This window comes from Novosphingobium sp. TK46 (genome assembly GCF_055361525.1).
Window position 1 is genome coordinate 1,061,004 of sequence record NZ_CM143963.1, and the last position, 16,497, is coordinate 1,077,500.

Here is a 16,497-nt window from a genome sequence, read left to right on the forward strand (position 1 = left end):
GCCATGAGCACCCGTGAGGAATCGGATCGCGACGATCCGGTGATCGAGACCGTATCCCAACTTGCCGAGCCGATGGCCGCCGGCGAAAAGCCGCGCGAGCGCTGGCGGATCGGCACCGAGCACGAGAAGCAGGTCTATCGTCTCGCCGACCACCGCGCGCCTTCCTACGACGAGCCTGGCGGCATCCGCGATCTGTTGAAGGGTCTGGAGGAATTCGGCTGGACCCCGATCGAGGAGATCGGCCCCGACGGCACCACCAACGTCATCGCGCTGAAAGGCGCCGACGGCAATGTCAGCCTGGAACCTGCCGGCCAGCTCGAACTGTCGGGCGCGCCGCTAGAAAACCTGCACCAGACCTGCAGCGAAACTGGGCGCCACCTCGAGCAGGTCAAGGCGATCGGCGACAAGCTGGGCCTGGGCTTTCTGGGGCTGGGCATGTGGCCGGACAAGACCCGCGCCGAACTGCCGATCATGCCCAAGGGCCGTTATGCCATCATGCTGCGGCACATGCCGCGCGTAGGCTCGATGGGCCTCGACATGATGCTGCGCACCTGCACCATCCAGGTCAATCTCGATTATTCGAGCGAGGCGGACATGGCGCAAAAGTTCCGCACGTCGCTGGCCTTGCAGCCACTGGCGACGGCGCTGTTCGCCAACTCTCCGTTCACCGAAGGCAAGCCGAACGGCATGCTTTCGTATCGCAGCCACATCTGGTCCGACACCGACCCACAGCGCACCGGCATGCTGCCGTTCGTCTTCGACGAGGGTTTCGGCTACGAGCGCTATGTCGACTACATGCTCGACGTGCCGATGTACTTCGTGTTCCGCGACGGCAAGTACATCGACGCCTCCGGCCTGTCATTCCGCGACTTCATGGCGGGCAAGCTCTCGGTCCTGCCCGGCGAGTTGCCGCGCATGAGCGACTGGACGGACCATCTCTCCACCGCGTTTCCCGAAGTCCGATTGAAGTCGTTCCTCGAAATGCGCGGTGCCGATGGTGGCCCCTGGAGCACGATCTGCGCGCTGCCGGCGTTCTGGGTGGGTCTGCTATACGACCAGGGTGCGCTCGATGCCGCATGGGATCTGGTCAAGGGCTGGGACATCGACGGGCGCGAGCGCCTGCGCAGCGAAGTGCCCCGGCTCGGCCTTGACGCGCCGCTGCCCGGCGGCGGCACCTTGAAGGACATCGCCGCCGAGGTGATCGATATCTCGCGCTCTGGCCTCGTTGCGCGCAAGCGCCTGAACTCGATGGGCGAGGACGAGACCGGGTTTCTGGCGCCGCTGGCCGAGATCGCGAAGTCGGGCAAAGTCCCGGCACAGCGCCTGCTCGACAAGTACGAGGGCGCATGGGCCGGCGACATTACGCGCGTCTACGAAGAGCGTTTCTGATCCCCTAGCGCAGGCCTTCCAGCCACTCCGCGATCATCGCCTGCCCCGCCGCCACCGCGCCGGGGCCATGCGTATCGTGCGCCGCGCGCAGGCTGGCCTCGTCGCCGCCGGCTTCGACCACCGCCTCGGGCCACTGGTCCATCCACGCCTCGAAACGTTCGTCCAGGCCCATCTCCGCGTGAAACTGCAGCGCGAGGATGTTCGATCCACGGGAAAAGGCCTGGTGTTCGTAGAGGTGGCTCGATGCCAGCAACTCGACGCCATCGGGCAGCGTGAACGTATCGCCATGCCAATGCAGCACGGGTACGTCGATCACATGGCGCAAAGGGCCTCCCGCAGCATTGTCGTGCACCCGCACGGGATGGAACCCGACTTCCTTGGCGGGACCGGGGTAGACTTGGGCGCCCATGGCCGCGGCGATCATCTGCGCTCCGAAGCATACCCCCAGCGTTGGCCGGTCAACGGCCAGTCGCGCCGCGAGCCGCCGTTGCTGGCAGGCGATCCATGGATACCGCTCCTGCTCGTACACGCCCATCGGTCCGCCCATCATGATCAGCAGATCGTGCCGCGTCAGGTCGAGTGTGGCGAACGCGGGATCGGCCACATCGATGCGATCCACCACATACCCCGCCGCCTCGATCGGATCACGGTATCCGGCGACGCCTTCATGAGGGACATGGCGGATGATGAGAGCGGTCTTGCGGGGCATCACGATCCAGGAAGATGGTCAATGGCCGGACAGAGTAGGGACGATGCCGGACCAAATTCAAGCGCCATGGTCGACAATTATGTTTCGACCGACATCGAGGCTTGATTGAAGGGTCAATCGGCGCCGAATTCTGGAAACAGGCTTTCGATGCTGGCCTGCAGGTCGCCACATTCCGGCAGCAACGCGAAGTGCTCCAGCAAGGCCATGACAAGACGGGCCTTGTGGGGGCCGACACCGGGCAGCGCCTGCAACCCGGGCCTATCGGCATCCGCCACTCTGTCGGCCACGTCGCCAAGCGTGTGCAAACCTGCCGCAACCAGGCTCCGGCGCAAGCCGGGCGGAAGCACCGACTGGGCAACCGGAAGTTCTCGATCGGAGGCCATCGGCGCCTTCTTGGCAAGCCTCGTGCGAGCAGCTTTCTCCCTCTTGAGCGCGCGGCGGATATGGCCAAGCTGCGCAGGGCTGATCGCCATCCGGCGGCGGATCGCCCGATAGGAAAGCCCTTGCGCGCGCAGGCTGCGCGCTTCTTCGAGGTTGAAAGATGCCTGCTCGGCCTTGCTCAGCATTCGATTTCCGGTCGCTCGGAATACAAGTCCAGAGCCTTACCGCTCGGTTTTCGGTTAGGACAAGCCTAACATCGATGTGCGTCCGTCATCTGCCGGATCGAGCCGATTGCGCAGTTCCTACTCGGCGGTCGCGTTATCACGCTTGCGCCGGACATGGTGGACGATCCCGCCCACGACCAGAAGCAGCGCCAGTGCCGGCAACAGCACGTGGCTCGCATCGCGGATATGGCCGAACGCCGCTTCCACCGCATGGCCGAAAAAGTAGCCCAGCGTTACGAAAACCACGGCCCAGACCACCGCCGCCAACGCATTGATCACCATGAACCGGGACAGTGCGAGGGTGGTCGTACCGATTGCGATCGGGCTTACCGTGCGCAGGCCGTAGAGGAAGCGGAACCCGAAAACGAACAGCGTCGGATGCTTCTCGAACGCAGCCAGTGCCCGGCTGAAGGCAGGCTTGGCTTGCCATCGCCTGACAAAGCGGTGGTCGCGAAAATGCCGGCCGAGCGAAAAGAATATCTGGTCCGCGACAAACGAGCCCAAGGCGGCCGCCGCGATTGCCGTACCGAAGGGGATGGCGCCGCGATGGACCATCACGCCTCCCAGCACCACGACCGTCTCACCCTCGATCCCCGCCCCCAGGAACAAGGCCAGGACGCCATAGTGCGCCATGATGGCTTCGATGGTCACACGCCGCGATCCACAAACATCGAGAATGCCGCCTCTGCCATCACCACCGCCCATGATGACTGGCGATCGTTCCAGCGGGACTCCTAGCCGAACGACAGGCTTGGGGGTAGCCGATGCGTGCAGAAATCAGCCGCGTAGGTGCGGCGGCGGCAACCTGACAACTCACCCTACACTGTCGCAAAGCAAAGCTATGGGTTGACCTGCGCAATATCTACGCGCTAGATAGACATAAGCACGGAATGGATGGTCAGGCCACCGTGCGGCAAGATCCTGACCCGCGGTTTTTGAATGGGAAGCAGCTTGCCCCGCGTTACAAATGGCTAAAGCGCGCGATGCTAAGGCGACGGCGCCAGGCTTCGTGTTCCCCTCAACATGAGGTGAAACGATGCGAATGTATCAGACTGAATCTCGATAGGTTTCCCCGGGGCGTCGGCTGCCCGACGTCATCGCTCTCGCGCCAGCCAGGCTCGTAGATAACTCTCTCCTGGCTCCCGCAGAGTCGTGCGCCCCATGCCAGCGCCCCGGCGGATTCCCTCCACGTCATTCGAATACGATCCAGCCCCGCGCGCACCCGCAGTACGGCAGCGACGCGGATTTCCCCTGCCTGCCGAACCCGCATTCGGCCAAGGCGCACGAGCTGTGCCGCGCCACCGTGAACGGGGACGTACCTGTCCGCATCGATGGTCGCCACAGCCAGGCCCACCGCAAGGACGAGCAGACGGACCGCCCGTCCGCCTGAAGCAGGACATTCGCCATCAGGCACGTCGGCATCACGCACAATAACGCCATTGCGCCGAGCATGGTGCGCCGGCCGGACGTGACCACCTGACAAATGGGTGGCGCGCACCGATGCGCCATCGTAATCGACGGCGCCCCCCAGACATCACAGGCTCTTGATTCATGCCAACGCCCGACACGCAAGCCGCCCGGGCCATGCGCCTCAATCATCCGGCAAGCCTCGAAAATCTCAAGCTCGAAACCATCACTGTGCCAGCGCCGGCCGCAGGCGAAATCCAGGTCCGCATCGGCGGCGCGTCGTTGAACTTTCGCGACGCTTTGGTCGTCAACGGCGTCTTTCCCGCGCAGGACGGCCTGATTCCGTTATCCGATGGTGCAGGCGAGGTTGTCGCGGTGGGACCACAGGTCACGCAGTTCGCGGTCGGAGATGCGGTGGTTTCCACCTTCCATCCCAAATGGCTTGATGGTCACATGGATCGCAGCGACCTCGACAATGCCCCAGGTGCACCTGCGGATGGCTTCGCGTGCGCGCTGACGACCCGCCCTGCCACCCACTTCACCCATGCCCCGCGCGGCTGGGGCCATGCGGAGGCGGCGACGTTGACCTGCGCGGGCGTCACCGCCTGGCGCGCCGTCATCACCGACGGTCAGGTAAAGCCCGGCGACGTCGTGGTCGTGCAAGGCACGGGAGGCGTATCGCTGTTCGCGCTGCAGTTCGCCAAGATGGCCGGCGCCACCGTCATCGCCACCTCCTCCAGCGACGAGAAACTGGCGAAGCTCGCAGTTCTGGGCGCCGACCACCTGATCAACTATCGCGAGGTCGAGAAATGGGGCGATGCCGTTCTCGCCCTTACCGACGGGCGTGGTGCCGAGCATGTGATCGAGGTCGGTGGCCCCCACACGATCGGCCAGAGCTTCGTCGCGGCTCGCACCGGCGGTCACATCGCCATCATCGGTGCAGTCGGCGGGTTCGACATCGACACGATGCCCTTTGCCATAGTGCAGGCCAAGCGGCTCAAGCTGCAGGCGGTCACGGTCGGAAGTCGTCGTGACCAGATCGACATGATCCGCGCAATCGATGCGCACACCATTCGACCGGTGATCGACAGCAGTTTCTCGCTTGAGCACTTGGCGGATGCCTTCCGCCGCCTGAAATCAGGCGATCAGTTCGGCAAGATCTGCATCGATATCTGATGGCGATGCCATCGCCTTGGACGCGTGTTCTGCCCCGGCAACATGCCGAATGCCATCGTGACGAGGCAGCCGGGGGCAATCTGTGCGGCAATGCCAATATCGGAGCTGCGCTCGATCACCCGAGGTACCTCTTGGCGTGGTCGCCCTTTCGTGATCTTGGTCATGACGCGGGATCAACGAAGACGACGACGACCTCGCGTAGCGCGCCCCGCGCCTGTCGAAGCCGGACCATGAATTCGAGCGCGCAACTTGGTCGCCGAAAGGCGGGACCAAACCGGAGTTCATCGTATGACTAGGGTTGCACTCATCGTGCGGCGGCACAGGCGTCTCTTCGCCGGTCTCACCCTTGCGCTTGCGATCGCGATCAGCGCCTATATCGTCATCGATGCCACCAAGGCGATCAACGTCGCCTTTGCCAGCTTCTGGTTTCTGGCTGTTCTACCCGCCTACCTATGCGCGCTGATCTGCTATGTTGGCGATCCCGACGATAGCAGACCACGGTCCTTTTACTTGTGGGTTTCGCCAGTCTTCGTCGCCATCGTGAGTTTGGCATCGGCCGTGTTCCTGCGCGAGGGCGTCATCTGCCTGATCATGCTTGCTCCGATCTGGATACTCTCCGGTTGGATCGGGGCCTTCCTTCTGCGCCGGCTCCGCCAGAGACATGCGGCGCGTTCCCGCCTCAACGCATCACTCCTGTTTCTACCCTTGCTGTGCGGCGGTTTCGAAAGTCAGATTCCTGTCGTCGATCAGCCGGTCACGTTGACTCGCTCCATCGTCATCCACGCCACGCCTGCGACCATTTGGCCCTACATGTTGGCCAATGACCACATCCGCAAGGACGAAGGCCGCTGGAACTTCACCCAGAACGTTCTCGGACTAGCCCGCCCTCGTCGGACCGCGCTTGCAGGCGAAGGCGTCGGCGCCATTCGGACAGCCTATTGGGGAGACACGATCAACTTCGAAGAACGTATCACCGAATGGGCGCCCGGCCGCCGCCTGGGATGGACGTTCCGCTTCGGCAATAATTCGCTGCAGGACTACACCGATAGACACATCTCGCCCGACGGGCCATTCCTGAAGATCAGCACCGGCGATTATACCGTGACCCGATTGAACCCTTCAACCACGCTGCTGACACTTCGAACCCATTATATCGCCAAGACGCACCTTAATCCTTATTCGCAGATCTGGGGCGAAATCCTCTTGGGCGACATCGAGAAAAACGTCCTGGCTATAATCAAGGATCGTGCCGAAGCAGATGATGCGCCGCCTGGTTGATACCCTGGAGCGCACAGCACGATCAGAGCTCAGCTGAGAACACGGACGCTCACGAAAAGGACTGGCCTCTCACGAAAGGACTGGCCTCTCACGAAAGGACTGGCGAAATCACCGGAAGCGGTATGATCGCCCGTCCATTGGTGACGACGGTCTTAAGCGCGGCAAAGCAACCGTCATCGATGGCGCGCCCACACTCTGGGGCCATGATGCCGAGTGCTTTGTCGACGGACATGGCGGCGCGGTAAGGCCGATCGGCGGTAAGCGCATCGTAGAAGTCGCAAACCGTGATGATGCGGGATTCGCTCGAGATCATCGCGCCATCGAGACCAAGAGGATACCCGCGTCCGTCTAGTCGCTCGTGGTGCGCCGCTGCGATCATCGCCATGTCGCGCATCGGGCCGATACGCCCGAGGATCTCGGCCGTGTGCCCAGCGTGGCTGCGCATGATCTCCCATTCGGCATCGTCGAGCTTGCCCGGCTTCTCCAGAACCGCGCTGCTTACCGCCAGCTTGCCGACATCGTGCAAGATGGCAGCGCGGCGCAGACGTCGCCGAGCTTCAGGTGCGATGCCGACTTCTGCAGCCACCGCGTCGCAGTAGTATCCCACCCGCTCGCTGTGGCCACCCGTGTAAGGGCTCTTTGCGTCTATGACCTGCCCGAAGGCCGTTGCGATATCGTCGAGATAGTCCTCGTCGACCGCGATCCTGCCTTGTTCTGGTTCAAGCGCCAGGATGCGGGCGGGAAGATCGCTCGATGCGACATCGGCCCAGAAGGCGGGGTCGGCAGAAATCGTTCTGAAGGCATCGCATAGGGCAGGATCGAACCAGCCACCGCGATGGCGTGCGATTTCGGCGATCGCGGTCGACGGTCCCGCGTTGGTGAAAAACACCTCGGCCACTTGAGCCAGAAGAGCGACCCGGGCCGCGAGCGGTATCTCGTCGCCATGCAACCCAAGCGGCTTGCCACCGCCATCCCAGTGCTCGTCGAGTGCGGCAATGCCTTGTGCCACGGCTTCGGGGAAGCGCAACCGGCGTGCGATATCTGCGCCCTGGGTGCAGCGCGTCTCGATCAATGATCGCGCGATCTCCGGACCGTTGCGCAAGATGGTGGCGATCGCCTTGGCGCGCTTTCCAAGCGGCCAGCCAGCGCCTGTCTTTGCGAAGACGAACTTCAGGACAGGGCCCAATCCCTCGTTCACCAGCTTGAAGTCGCGCTTGAAGCTGCGATCATCGGTCAGATACAGTTCCGCAATCCGGGCTGCGTTGCTGCTGCAACCAAGGTCCTTCAACATCACCGTGTAGTAAACCGTACGCCGATCCTCGGCAGACAGGCCGATTGCCTGAGCGATGCGGCTGCCGATCCAGCAGGACCGCAAGCTATGACCAGCAGGCTGCCCTTCGGTCAGGTCGAGAGCATAGGAAAACGCGCCCATGATCTCGGCCAGCGTGGTTTGTGTCGTGGTGGCACTGGAAACGAAGTCAGACGAGGAATACGCAAACATACAGGCCACCCACGATGAAGTCCTATGGAGGCCTAACCATGAACCGACGTAAAAACGGTTAATCCTTAAGCGCTTATTCTGCCCGCAGCGCCGCAATGTCGACGCCCCGGATCCGCACCTGACAAGGTGCACCTGCAGAAACATCGCGCTGGAGTTACACGCAAACCGACCATCGTGACGCCCCTCGTCGCGGAACCGGTCCGATCCCTGTCGGTTCGGAATGGCAAACAAGCCGAGGGTGCAATGCCGATTTATTCTCTGATTCCCGACGAACACGACTTCGAGCCCGAAGAGCTGATAGCGGACGGACCTCGCGAGTTGCTGAATGAGATATATGGCCAGGGCTGGAACAAGGCACGGGTTCTGCAGGACGGCCATTTTGTATTCACGGTGGCTAGGAATGCGGGTGGGGTATGGGCGATCTTGCCGGGTCTGCCTGACGCGACGTCTCCCTGATTCGCGCACCTAGTACAACTACGGTGGCTAAGTTCGGTGGTTCTAAACCGATGCACCGTTATCGCGGTTGAATGGCGATCTTCGGCAACAGGTCATGAAGGCTCGCGAGCCTCGGTCGCCCGTCAGTGTTGCGGCCCGCATGCACACCGGTGCCGAGTGGATCGACGTTACAATCCTGAACGTGTCCTCGCACGGGCTGATGATGAGAGCGCCGTGTGGTCTTGGAAGGGGTAGCTACGTCGAGGTACGCCGCGGCACCTTGACGATCGTGGCCAGGGTCATCTGGTCACGCGATGAGTATCTTGGCCTAAGGTCTCAGGATCGGCTGAGCGCCAAGGATATCGTCAGCGAGCCACGCCTGATCAAGCGGCCCGACCCTGCTGTAGTCATCAACCAGGCAGAGCGGCGCAATAATGCCAGACGAGCGATCGATGCTCGCGCGGAGCGGAGCCAGAGGTTCGCGAGCGCTTTTCAGTTTGCCGCGATCGGAGGCGCCGGAGCTTGCGCCGCAGTGGCGGTGTTCAGCATTGTCAGTAACGTGTTAGGGGGGGTGTCGGCAACGGTGCGCATTGCGCTTGGCGGCTGAGGACCTGCACCGGTCAGGCAGCCGCTCCATCTACCTTCGTAAAGCTCTGTTGGATTGACCGACTTGCCTCACCCCTGCGGCAACACGCTGGATCGCCCTGCGCGACCGCTGCCAGTCCACACTTCTAAACGAATGCTGCCGCTTGTTTCGCAAGTCAGGTTCACGCCCGCGTAAAGGAAGCGGCCGTTGAAGCCGACCGGCGAATAAATACGGGAAAGCGGTGCCACCGTCGTTGCGGTTGATCACGTTGATGTCAGGAACGCGCTCGGGATAGACGTCGAACAGATTGTTGACGCCGATCGCCACGTTGGACTTGCCGAACAGCGGCGCGCGCAGGCCGGCATCGACTATGACGTGCTTTCCCGTCTCGGGATAGTCAAGCCGGTTGGGTGATGCTGCCATAGGACATCGCGCGCAGCAGGCCGCCGAAGCCTGACTTGGTCCAGTCGACCTGCTCCGTCAGCTTCTCGCCCGGCGTCTCATCTTCGATGCCGACGATGCGTAGCTTGCCGAGCAGCGCGGGTACGGTGATCGTGCCAGCGCCGTGCGCACGCGGGTCAGCGTCACGTCGGATGTTGCCCGCAACCGTGAAGTCGAGGTTGCCGGCCGCATCCGTTGTCAGGCGATACTACGCGACGAGGGAGATGCCCATGGTGGTCGATCGGATGCCATTCACGAAGAAGCGTGCTTCCGCCACGTGCCGATATTGTCGGACAGCGCGAGCTGGTTGCACAACTTGATGCGGCATGCGTCGACCGTGCGGTCGAACCCGCCCGCCCGAAAGACGTAGCCGCCCGAGAAATTGAACGACTTCTCGGCGTCGAGCGGCTTGCCGCCCAGCGCCGCCGCGTGCGGCCTGTTCGGGGGGAAAATGCCGGTATCGACCACCGTCGCGCCGCCGCCGATGTTGGTACCTGCGGCTGCGTGAGCGTGTCGAACTGCTGCTGCAGCGATGGCCCGCGAAAGCCGGTCGAGGCGGTGCCGCGCAACGCGAAGCTGTCCGCGATGTCATAGCGAGCAGAGAACTTCCCGGTACCGGTCTCGCGGAAGTCAAAATAGCTCTCACCACGGCCCGCAAACCCAAGCAGCAGCTTGCCGATCTGCGCTTCATGGTCCGATTCAGAATTCTGCACTGAGGAAAACGAAAAGATCACACAGCAGGATCCCTCACGACTGCTAACGTTAGCATACCGGCCTCAATACACGCGTTTGCACACGTGATGCGTCTGCAGAGTGAGAGGGCGCAACTTTGCGGCGGGATGCGCTGCTTTCCTGGCGTCGCATCTCGCGTTCGCGCTCACGCCCTCTGGCTCGACATCGCTTGGCGAGAGCAAGAATGCGCTGATGATCTTCCCATGCAACGACATGCGCCACGGCCATGCCCTGGAAGAAGGCTGCCTCGGAATAATTCATCGTTGCGGATCGGCCCGAGTAATCAGTGCCAATTGGGACGTGGCGCTCCTCACACGGCTATTTTGCCGCTGCGTACGTCTGCCAAGACCATCGATCTGGTCGCCTGCAAACCGGATCAATCGAACTCGGGACATCTTTGCAAAAGCATAGAAGTCCTCGATCGCCGCGGCAGCGTGGTTTGTGAAACGCTCAGCCCACAAACGCGCGAGACCGCTCAGTGCGTTCATGTTGGGCCCGCAGTTGTTGGGTCCTTGTTACCCGCAAACCGCCCATGCCATCGCGATCAACAGCTCGCTGCCATGAGACAAGCTCCTCAAGCGACAACTGGTAGCGATCGCACGCTTGGCGTACCGTCAGAAGGCCACCGTTTACCGCAGCTACTACCTCCGCCTTGCGCCGCGCGACCCAACGCGTCGTGCCTTGACCGGGCAGATCTTCTTCTCGAAGAACTTCACCGCGAGGACCAACAACTTCACGTATAACTTCAAACATAGCAAATTTCCCTCCGCCATTCGCCGGATATATTCAGCAAAATGCCTGATGCCGTCCTTTTTGGGGGGAAAAAGTTAAAAACAAACTACATGGGCTGGTTAACATTCAAGTTAACCAAGACGGGGCTGCCACGACGCGTGCAAAGCTTCGCCAAGTTATAAGTCCACGGCCACTGCTTGGAGTTTAGACATCTCAAACTGGCAACAATGCATCTGAATTACTTGAACAGTATTCGGATCATCACACCGGAGGTCGGATGTATCGCCTAAACCACAAACTAGGCAAAAAGTTCCCGGAGAGCGGCAAAATGTTCCGTGCAAGCGACCAACAACATTACGTAAATAAATCGTGCTATGTGTGAGTCGCCATCAACGGATGGGTCGCATGGGATCGCGCTCGATGATCAAGACTACGTCGGATTTAAGCACATACGAGTTCGTGACACAGGAAGATCGCTCGGCACACCGCATCAAGGTTTCCATACCTGGCTATCTACGCCCAGTCGGCGGTAAGCGTCTAGTTACGACAACCCGGAACATCTCACTCTCAGGCTTCTCCGCCATCGCGATGACGAGGCTTGTTCCCGGTGCACGATGTTGGCTCAGCCTGCCTGGAATGCCACCGCTGGAAGCCGAGGTCGTGTGGTGGGAAGGTGGCGTCGTTGGTTGTGCGTTTTCTCAAATCTTCGATGCCACCGAGTTCGAGCGGTTGCTCCTAGGCTGGATTGATCCATCGCCGCGATACCTAGGCGACGGCTAAGGGATCTGGAGCAACTCGAATTTGTGCTGGTTTGGCGCGCTACGTGCGTAAGCATCTCGTCCACTCCTAACAGCTATGGTTTCTCCTGCAGACCGCATCTGCCGGACGAGTGGCAAGAACAGCACGAACCATCGCACCGCGTGGATCGCCGAGTGATGCCAAGCAGCCGGCAGCTATGTGGCCCGTGATCACGGCGATCTCATAAATGCGAATTTTGCGCACAGGGACGTCAAACCCGGCGGCATCGTGATTGCGAAGAACAAGCTGTTCCCGCCTATCCTGAACGGACATTCGCCAGCGCGGTCTTCGCACCCTGAACGTTCGATTTTACAAGATGCTAAGGTTTTGTCCTACCAATGATCGGGGTGGGTCGCCGATGGGACGCTGCTCCATCTTCCAATCGCGATCATCAATATTATAAAACTGGACATCATTGGCCGGACCATTGAGGAGAAGCGCGCCGGCGCCTCCTGTGGGACCAGCGGGTCGATGGTCGAAGTGATGGCAACATGTTTCACCGGCTGCAAATGACACCTATGTCCAGTAGCAGGTTGCCCTGATGTGTTTGCGCCGAGTAGCAGAACTTACAGCGCTCGCAGCCTATTCAGTCCGTTATGGCATGCGGTTCTACAGAGTGAACGAAAGACAAGCATGGGCGCTTAACTGCTGCTGCCGCAAGACAACGGCAAATCAGCCTTTGGCAGCAAACGTCTCACACTACGGACATCATCAATAGCATCCCGCCACAAACACCCAGCTAAGGATTTGGACGGACCACATCCACGACTACCACGGCAAGAACGCCATGAACGGTCTCATCCAACGGCTTATCGGTTCGCACTGCGACTAAGCAGGCATCACCACCAGATGGTTAGAACCGATATAACCACCCGATGTACCAAGAGGACACAGGAAGACGGGTGCTTCGAAGCGAATTACCTCGCGAGGACCTTGTTGACACCCCGAGTTCGCTCACTGTGACGTAGAGGGCTGTCGCTTAGCGCGAGCCGCTAGCTAGGAGCCAATCCGGATAGACGCGTCGGATTTATGAACGGCCTTGATGGAGGGTGCCGATCGCCCCCGATGGCTTCGACGGCTTAGAGCCCGGGGGTTGTCACTGATGTCGCGGATCTGGTGTTCTGGGCTGTAAACGACAACGCCGCCCTGAGGGGCGGCGCGTGGAGTTTTAGAACGGTGGTTGCGGGGGTAGGATTTGAACCTACGACCTTCAGGTTATGAGCCTGACGAGCTACCGGGCTGCTCCACCCCGCGTCACCGTGTGGGCTGAGTGGTCAGCCCGGAAGCAGTTGTTTGTCGGTCCATCCCGACGATGTCGGTCTGGACGGCGGGCTGCTCCACCCCGCGTCACCGTGTGGGCTGAGTGGTCAGCCCGGAAGCAGTTGTTTGTCGGCCCATCCCGACGATGTCGGTCTGGACGGCGGGCTGCTCACCCCCGCGTCACCGTGTGGGCTGAATGTTTCAGCCCAAGGTTGGGTGTCTTGATCCGACGCGAACAGGGCCTCGCCAGGATATCTGGAGCGGCCCTGTTTTGCGGGCGGTGACGCCCTTGTCATGTGAATGGGTTTTTATCCGATACGAAGCGCGCCGGCTTCAATGCCTGGCGACGTCCTACTCTTCCAACGCTTGAGCGGTAGTACCATTGGCGCTGTCAGGTTTCACGGCCGAGTTCGAGATGGGATCGGGTGGGTCACTGACGCTATGGTCACCAAGCAATGGAGCTGGCGCGTTTCGTATGGGTTTTTAATCGATGGCCCGTGCTGGATTAGATGATGTGTCTGGCTGGTTTATCGTCCGTACCGATGACGGTTTGCGCTGCTGTCAGGCAGGGCTGTCATTGATGGTGCGAATTTCCACAAGCATGAACAGAGTGATTAGGACCGGTTAGCTCCATGCGTTACCGCACTTCTACACCCGGCCTATCAACGTGATGGTCTATCACGACTCGATGATACCTAATCTCGAGGGAGGCTTCCCGCTTAGATGCTTTCAGCGGTTATCCCGTCCATGCATAGCTACCCTGCTGCGCTCCTGGCGGAACGACAGGTACACCAGAGGCATGTTCATCCCGGTCCTCTCGTACTAGGGACAACTCCTCTCAAGTATCGACGCCCACGGCAGATAGGGACCAAACTGTCTCGCGACGTTCTGAACCCAGCTCACGTACCACTTTAATTGGCGAACAGCCAAACCCTTGGGACCTGCTCCAGCCCCAGGATGTGATGAGCCGACATCGAGGTGCCAAACGATTCCGTCGATATGAGCTCTTGGGAATCATCAGCCTGTTATCCCCGGCGTACCTTTTATCCGTTGAGCGATGGCCCTTCCACGAGGGACCACCGGATCACTATGACCGACTTTCGTCTCTGCTCGACTCGTCAGTCTCGCAGTCAGGCAGGCTTATGCCATTGCACTCTTGCAGACGGTTTCCAACCGTCCTGAGCCTACCATCGCGCGCCTCCGTTACTCTTTAGGAGGCGACCGCCCCAGTCAAACTACCCGCCACAGAGGGTCCCTGTACCGGCTTACGGTACGAGGTTAGACATCAGAAACAAACAGGGTGGTATTTCACCTATGGCTCCACGTCAGCTGGCGCCGACGCTTCAAAGCCTCCCACCTATGCTACACAATTTCTTCCTAATGCCACTCTGAAGCTGCAGTAAAGGTGCACGGGGTCTTTCCGTCTAACCGCGGGTACTCCGCATCTTCACGGAGAATTCAATTTCGCTGAGCATATCCTGGAGACAGTGGGGAAGTCGTTACGCCATTCGTGCAGGTCGGAACTTACCCGACAAGGAATTTCGCTACCTTAGGACCGTTATAGTTACGGCCGCCGTTTACTCGGGCTTCAATTCGGAGCTTGCACTCCTCCTCTTAACCTTCGAGCACCGGGCAGGCGTCAGACCCTATACGTCGTCTTGAAGCCGACTTAGCAGAGTCCTGTGTTTTTGCTAAACAGTCGCTACCCCCTGGCCTGTGCCCCCTCCACACCGGTTGCCCGGTGAGAGGGCCTCCTTCTTCCGAAGGTACGGAGGCAATTTGCCGAGTTCCTTCAGGATACTTCTCTCAAACGCCTTGGTATACTCTACCTGACCACCTGTGTCGGTTTCGGGTACGGTCTATACGGTGGGGCTATTTCCTGGAACCATTTCGAAGCCTGACCAATCCAATAAGGCCAGACAACACACATGATCCGTCACACACCACCAGGCCCACGAATATTAACGTGGTTCCCATCGACTACCCCCTTCGGGCTCGTCTTAGGGGCCGGCTCACCCTGCTCAGATTAGCTTTAAGCAGGAACCCTTGGTCTTTCGGCGAGAGGGTGTCTCACCCTCTTTATCGCTACTCATGTCAGCATTCGCACTTCCGATACGTCCACGGTCGGTTACCCTCCCGCTTCATCCGCTTACGGAACGCTCCGCTACCGCGTGATCGTAAACGATCACACCCTAAGCTTCGGTGCATCACTTGAGCCCCGTTACATTTTCGCCGCAGAAACCCTTATTTAGACCAGTGAGCTGTTACGCTTTCTTTAAAGGATGGCTGCTTCTAAGCCAACCTCCTGGTTGTTTTGGGACTTCCACATGCTTTCCCACTTAGTGATGACTTGGGGACCTTAGCTGTAGGTTAGGGCTGTTTCCCTTTTGACGACGGACCTTAGCACCCGCCGTCTGTCTGCCGGATAAGTCTCGTTGGTATTCGGAGTTTGGTTAGGTTTGGTAGATCTCGCGACCCCCTAGCCCATCCAGTGCTCTACCCCCAACGGCATACATCCGACGCTCTACCTCAATAGATTTCGCGGAGAACCAGCTATTTCCCGGCTTGATTGGCCTTTCACCCCTAAACACAACTCATCCGAGAATTTTTCAACATTCAACGGTTCGGTCCTCCAGTGCGTGTTACCGCACCTTCAACCTGGTCATGCCTAGATCGCCGGGTTTCGGGTCTAATCCGTCGAACTCAGTCGCCCTATTCAGACTCGCTTTCGCTGCGCCTACACCTAACGGCTTAAGCTTGCTCGACAGATTAAGTCACTGACCCATTATGCAAGAGGTACGCTGTCACCCCCTAAAGAGGCTCCAACTGATTGTAAGCATTCGGTTTCAGGTACTGTTTCACTCCCCTCATCGGGGTGCTTTTCACCTTTCCCTCACGGTACTAGTTCGCTATCGGTCATGTACGAGTATTTAGGCTTGGAGGGTGGTCCCCCCATGTTCAGACAGGATTTCACGTGTCCCGCCCTACTCGAGTCCTTCATTATCACTTTCGCATACGGGGCTGTCACCCGCTATGGCCACTCTTCCCAAAGTGTTCTGCTAGTTGAAATGAAGGCACTGGCCTGGTCCGCGTTCGCTCGCCACTACTAACGGAATCTCGGTTGATGTCTTTTCCTCCGGGTACTTAGATGTTTCAGTTCCCCGGGTTCGCTTCACCAAGCCTATTTTATTCAGCTCGGTGATACCTTGTCCACCTCGCTCAATAACTGGTCCGAAGACCAACCATCGAGAGAAATGGTGAAGGTGGGTTTCCCCATTCGGAAATCGCCGGATCAAAGTTTGCTCACAACTCCCCGACGCTTATCGCAGCGTGCCACGTCCTTCATCGCCTGTACATGCCAAGGCATCCACCAAATGCTCTTACCTCACGCTTGAGAAATCCACACCATCAACGACAGCCCTGCATAGAAACTGCGCTGTAATAGATG

The 16,497-nt window shown here is 59.8% G+C and carries 13 protein-coding genes, 1 tRNA gene, 2 rRNA genes and 1 pseudogene; 6 read left to right on the forward strand and 11 right to left on the reverse strand.

Annotated elements, in window-relative coordinates; translation table 11 throughout:
• The first annotated feature begins 3 nt into the window (after positions 1 to 3).
• A complete protein-coding gene (locus tag ACXJ1Z_RS04915) occupies positions 4 to 1,389 on the forward strand; it encodes a glutamate--cysteine ligase (RefSeq protein ID WP_463779980.1) in 1,386 nt (461 codons plus the stop codon).
• Between the two features lie 4 nt (positions 1,390 to 1,393).
• On the opposite strand, the gene ACXJ1Z_RS04920 is transcribed toward ACXJ1Z_RS04915, so the two are convergent.
• The 3 genes from ACXJ1Z_RS04920 to ACXJ1Z_RS04930 all read right to left on the reverse strand — a co-directional run bounded on the left by ACXJ1Z_RS04920 (position 1,394) and on the right by ACXJ1Z_RS04930 (position 3,354).
• Positions 1,394 to 2,098: a glutamine amidotransferase gene (locus tag ACXJ1Z_RS04920; RefSeq protein WP_463779981.1), complete on the reverse strand. Its 705-nt coding sequence runs from the start codon at positions 2,096 to 2,098 to the stop codon at positions 1,394 to 1,396.
• Positions 2,099 to 2,211: 113 nt separating this feature from the next.
• Complete coding sequence (locus ACXJ1Z_RS04925) at positions 2,212 to 2,664, reverse strand: hypothetical protein (protein WP_463779982.1); 453 nt, start codon at positions 2,662 to 2,664, stop codon at positions 2,212 to 2,214.
• Between the two features lie 117 nt (positions 2,665 to 2,781).
• Positions 2,782 to 3,354 (reverse strand): DedA family protein, encoded by a 573-nt coding sequence (locus tag ACXJ1Z_RS04930; protein ID WP_463779984.1) that lies wholly within the window; start codon positions 3,352 to 3,354, stop codon positions 2,782 to 2,784.
• Between the two features lie 900 nt (positions 3,355 to 4,254).
• Here ACXJ1Z_RS04930 and ACXJ1Z_RS04935 point away from each other — a divergent pair.
• Positions 4,255 to 5,286, forward strand: coding sequence for a zinc-dependent alcohol dehydrogenase family protein (locus ACXJ1Z_RS04935; RefSeq protein ID WP_463779985.1), 1,032 nt, complete (start codon positions 4,255 to 4,257; stop codon positions 5,284 to 5,286).
• Positions 5,287 to 5,535: 249 nt separating this feature from the next.
• Entirely contained in the window at positions 5,536 to 6,564 is a 1,029-nt protein-coding gene (locus ACXJ1Z_RS04940) for an SRPBCC family protein (RefSeq protein ID WP_463779986.1), read from the forward strand.
• Positions 6,565 to 6,652: 88 nt separating this feature from the next.
• Here the strand turns inward: ACXJ1Z_RS04940 and ACXJ1Z_RS04945 are convergent, their stop codons facing one another.
• A complete protein-coding gene (locus tag ACXJ1Z_RS04945; protein WP_463781171.1) occupies positions 6,653 to 8,065 on the reverse strand; it encodes an HD-GYP domain-containing protein in 1,413 nt (470 codons plus the stop codon).
• Between the two features lie 243 nt (positions 8,066 to 8,308).
• Here ACXJ1Z_RS04945 and ACXJ1Z_RS04950 point away from each other — a divergent pair, with 243 nt between their 5' ends.
• Together ACXJ1Z_RS04950 and ACXJ1Z_RS04955 are read left to right on the forward strand one after the other, a co-directional pair.
• The gene (locus tag ACXJ1Z_RS04950) at positions 8,309 to 8,521 is read left to right on the forward strand and encodes a hypothetical protein (protein ID WP_463779987.1); all 213 of its coding nucleotides are present in this window, start codon (positions 8,309 to 8,311) and stop codon (positions 8,519 to 8,521) included.
• 94 nt (positions 8,522 to 8,615) lie between these two features.
• A complete protein-coding gene (locus ACXJ1Z_RS04955) occupies positions 8,616 to 9,107 on the forward strand; it encodes a PilZ domain-containing protein (protein ID WP_463779988.1) in 492 nt (163 codons plus the stop codon).
• 30 nt (positions 9,108 to 9,137) lie between these two features.
• Here ACXJ1Z_RS04955 and ACXJ1Z_RS04960 read toward each other — a convergent pair whose 3' ends face one another.
• From ACXJ1Z_RS04960 to sciP, 4 genes and pseudogenes are all read right to left on the reverse strand, one after another.
• Positions 9,138 to 9,509 (reverse strand): hypothetical protein, encoded by a 372-nt coding sequence (locus ACXJ1Z_RS04960; RefSeq protein WP_463779991.1) that lies wholly within the window; start codon positions 9,507 to 9,509, stop codon positions 9,138 to 9,140.
• Positions 9,510 to 9,779: 270 nt separating this feature from the next.
• Complete coding sequence (locus ACXJ1Z_RS04965; protein WP_463781297.1) at positions 9,780 to 9,995, reverse strand: hypothetical protein; 216 nt, start codon at positions 9,993 to 9,995, stop codon at positions 9,780 to 9,782.
• A 23-nt stretch (positions 9,996 to 10,018) separates the two neighbouring features.
• Positions 10,019 to 10,261, reverse strand: a pseudogene (locus tag ACXJ1Z_RS04970) (TonB-dependent receptor domain-containing protein); the annotation flags it as partial.
• Positions 10,262 to 10,709: 448 nt separating this feature from the next.
• Positions 10,710 to 11,012, reverse strand: a complete 303-nt coding sequence (gene sciP, locus ACXJ1Z_RS04975; RefSeq protein WP_463779992.1) for a CtrA inhibitor SciP — start codon at positions 11,010 to 11,012, stop codon at positions 10,710 to 10,712.
• Positions 11,013 to 11,411: 399 nt separating this feature from the next.
• On the opposite strand from sciP, the gene ACXJ1Z_RS04980 reads away from it, so the two are divergent.
• The gene (locus tag ACXJ1Z_RS04980; protein ID WP_463779993.1) at positions 11,412 to 11,771 is read left to right on the forward strand and encodes a PilZ domain-containing protein; all 360 of its coding nucleotides are present in this window, start codon (positions 11,412 to 11,414) and stop codon (positions 11,769 to 11,771) included.
• A 1,195-nt stretch (positions 11,772 to 12,966) separates the two neighbouring features.
• Here ACXJ1Z_RS04980 and ACXJ1Z_RS04985 read toward each other — a convergent pair.
• The 3 genes from ACXJ1Z_RS04985 to ACXJ1Z_RS04995 all read right to left on the reverse strand — a co-directional run bounded on the left by ACXJ1Z_RS04985 (position 12,967) and on the right by ACXJ1Z_RS04995 (position 16,443).
• Positions 12,967 to 13,043: transfer RNA gene (locus ACXJ1Z_RS04985), tRNA-Met, on the reverse strand.
• A 344-nt stretch (positions 13,044 to 13,387) separates the two neighbouring features.
• Positions 13,388 to 13,502 (reverse strand): 5S ribosomal RNA (gene rrf, locus ACXJ1Z_RS04990).
• 141 nt (positions 13,503 to 13,643) lie between these two features.
• A 23S ribosomal RNA gene (locus ACXJ1Z_RS04995) occupies positions 13,644 to 16,443 on the reverse strand.
• Positions 16,444 to 16,497 lie beyond the last annotated feature (54 nt).

Coding starts and splice junctions, on each gene's coding strand:
- ACXJ1Z_RS04915 (WP_463779980.1), top strand. CDS start 4: ATGAGCACCCGTGAGGAATCGGATCGCGACGATCCGGTGATCGAGACC.
- ACXJ1Z_RS04920 (WP_463779981.1), bottom strand. CDS start 2,098: ATGCCCCGCAAGACCGCTCTCATCATCCGCCATGTCCCTCATGAAGGC.
- ACXJ1Z_RS04925 (WP_463779982.1), bottom strand. CDS start 2,664: ATGCTGAGCAAGGCCGAGCAGGCATCTTTCAACCTCGAAGAAGCGCGC.
- ACXJ1Z_RS04935 (WP_463779985.1), top strand. CDS start 4,255: ATGCCAACGCCCGACACGCAAGCCGCCCGGGCCATGCGCCTCAATCAT.
- ACXJ1Z_RS04945 (WP_463781171.1), bottom strand. CDS start 8,065: ATGTTTGCGTATTCCTCGTCTGACTTCGTTTCCAGTGCCACCACGACA.
- ACXJ1Z_RS04950 (WP_463779987.1), top strand. CDS start 8,309: ATGCCGATTTATTCTCTGATTCCCGACGAACACGACTTCGAGCCCGAA.
- ACXJ1Z_RS04955 (WP_463779988.1), top strand. CDS start 8,616: ATGAAGGCTCGCGAGCCTCGGTCGCCCGTCAGTGTTGCGGCCCGCATG.
- ACXJ1Z_RS04960 (WP_463779991.1), bottom strand. CDS start 9,509: ATGGCAGCATCACCCAACCGGCTTGACTATCCCGAGACGGGAAAGCAC.
- sciP (WP_463779992.1), bottom strand. CDS start 11,012: ATGTTTGAAGTTATACGTGAAGTTGTTGGTCCTCGCGGTGAAGTTCTT.
- ACXJ1Z_RS04980 (WP_463779993.1), top strand. CDS start 11,412: ATGATCAAGACTACGTCGGATTTAAGCACATACGAGTTCGTGACACAG.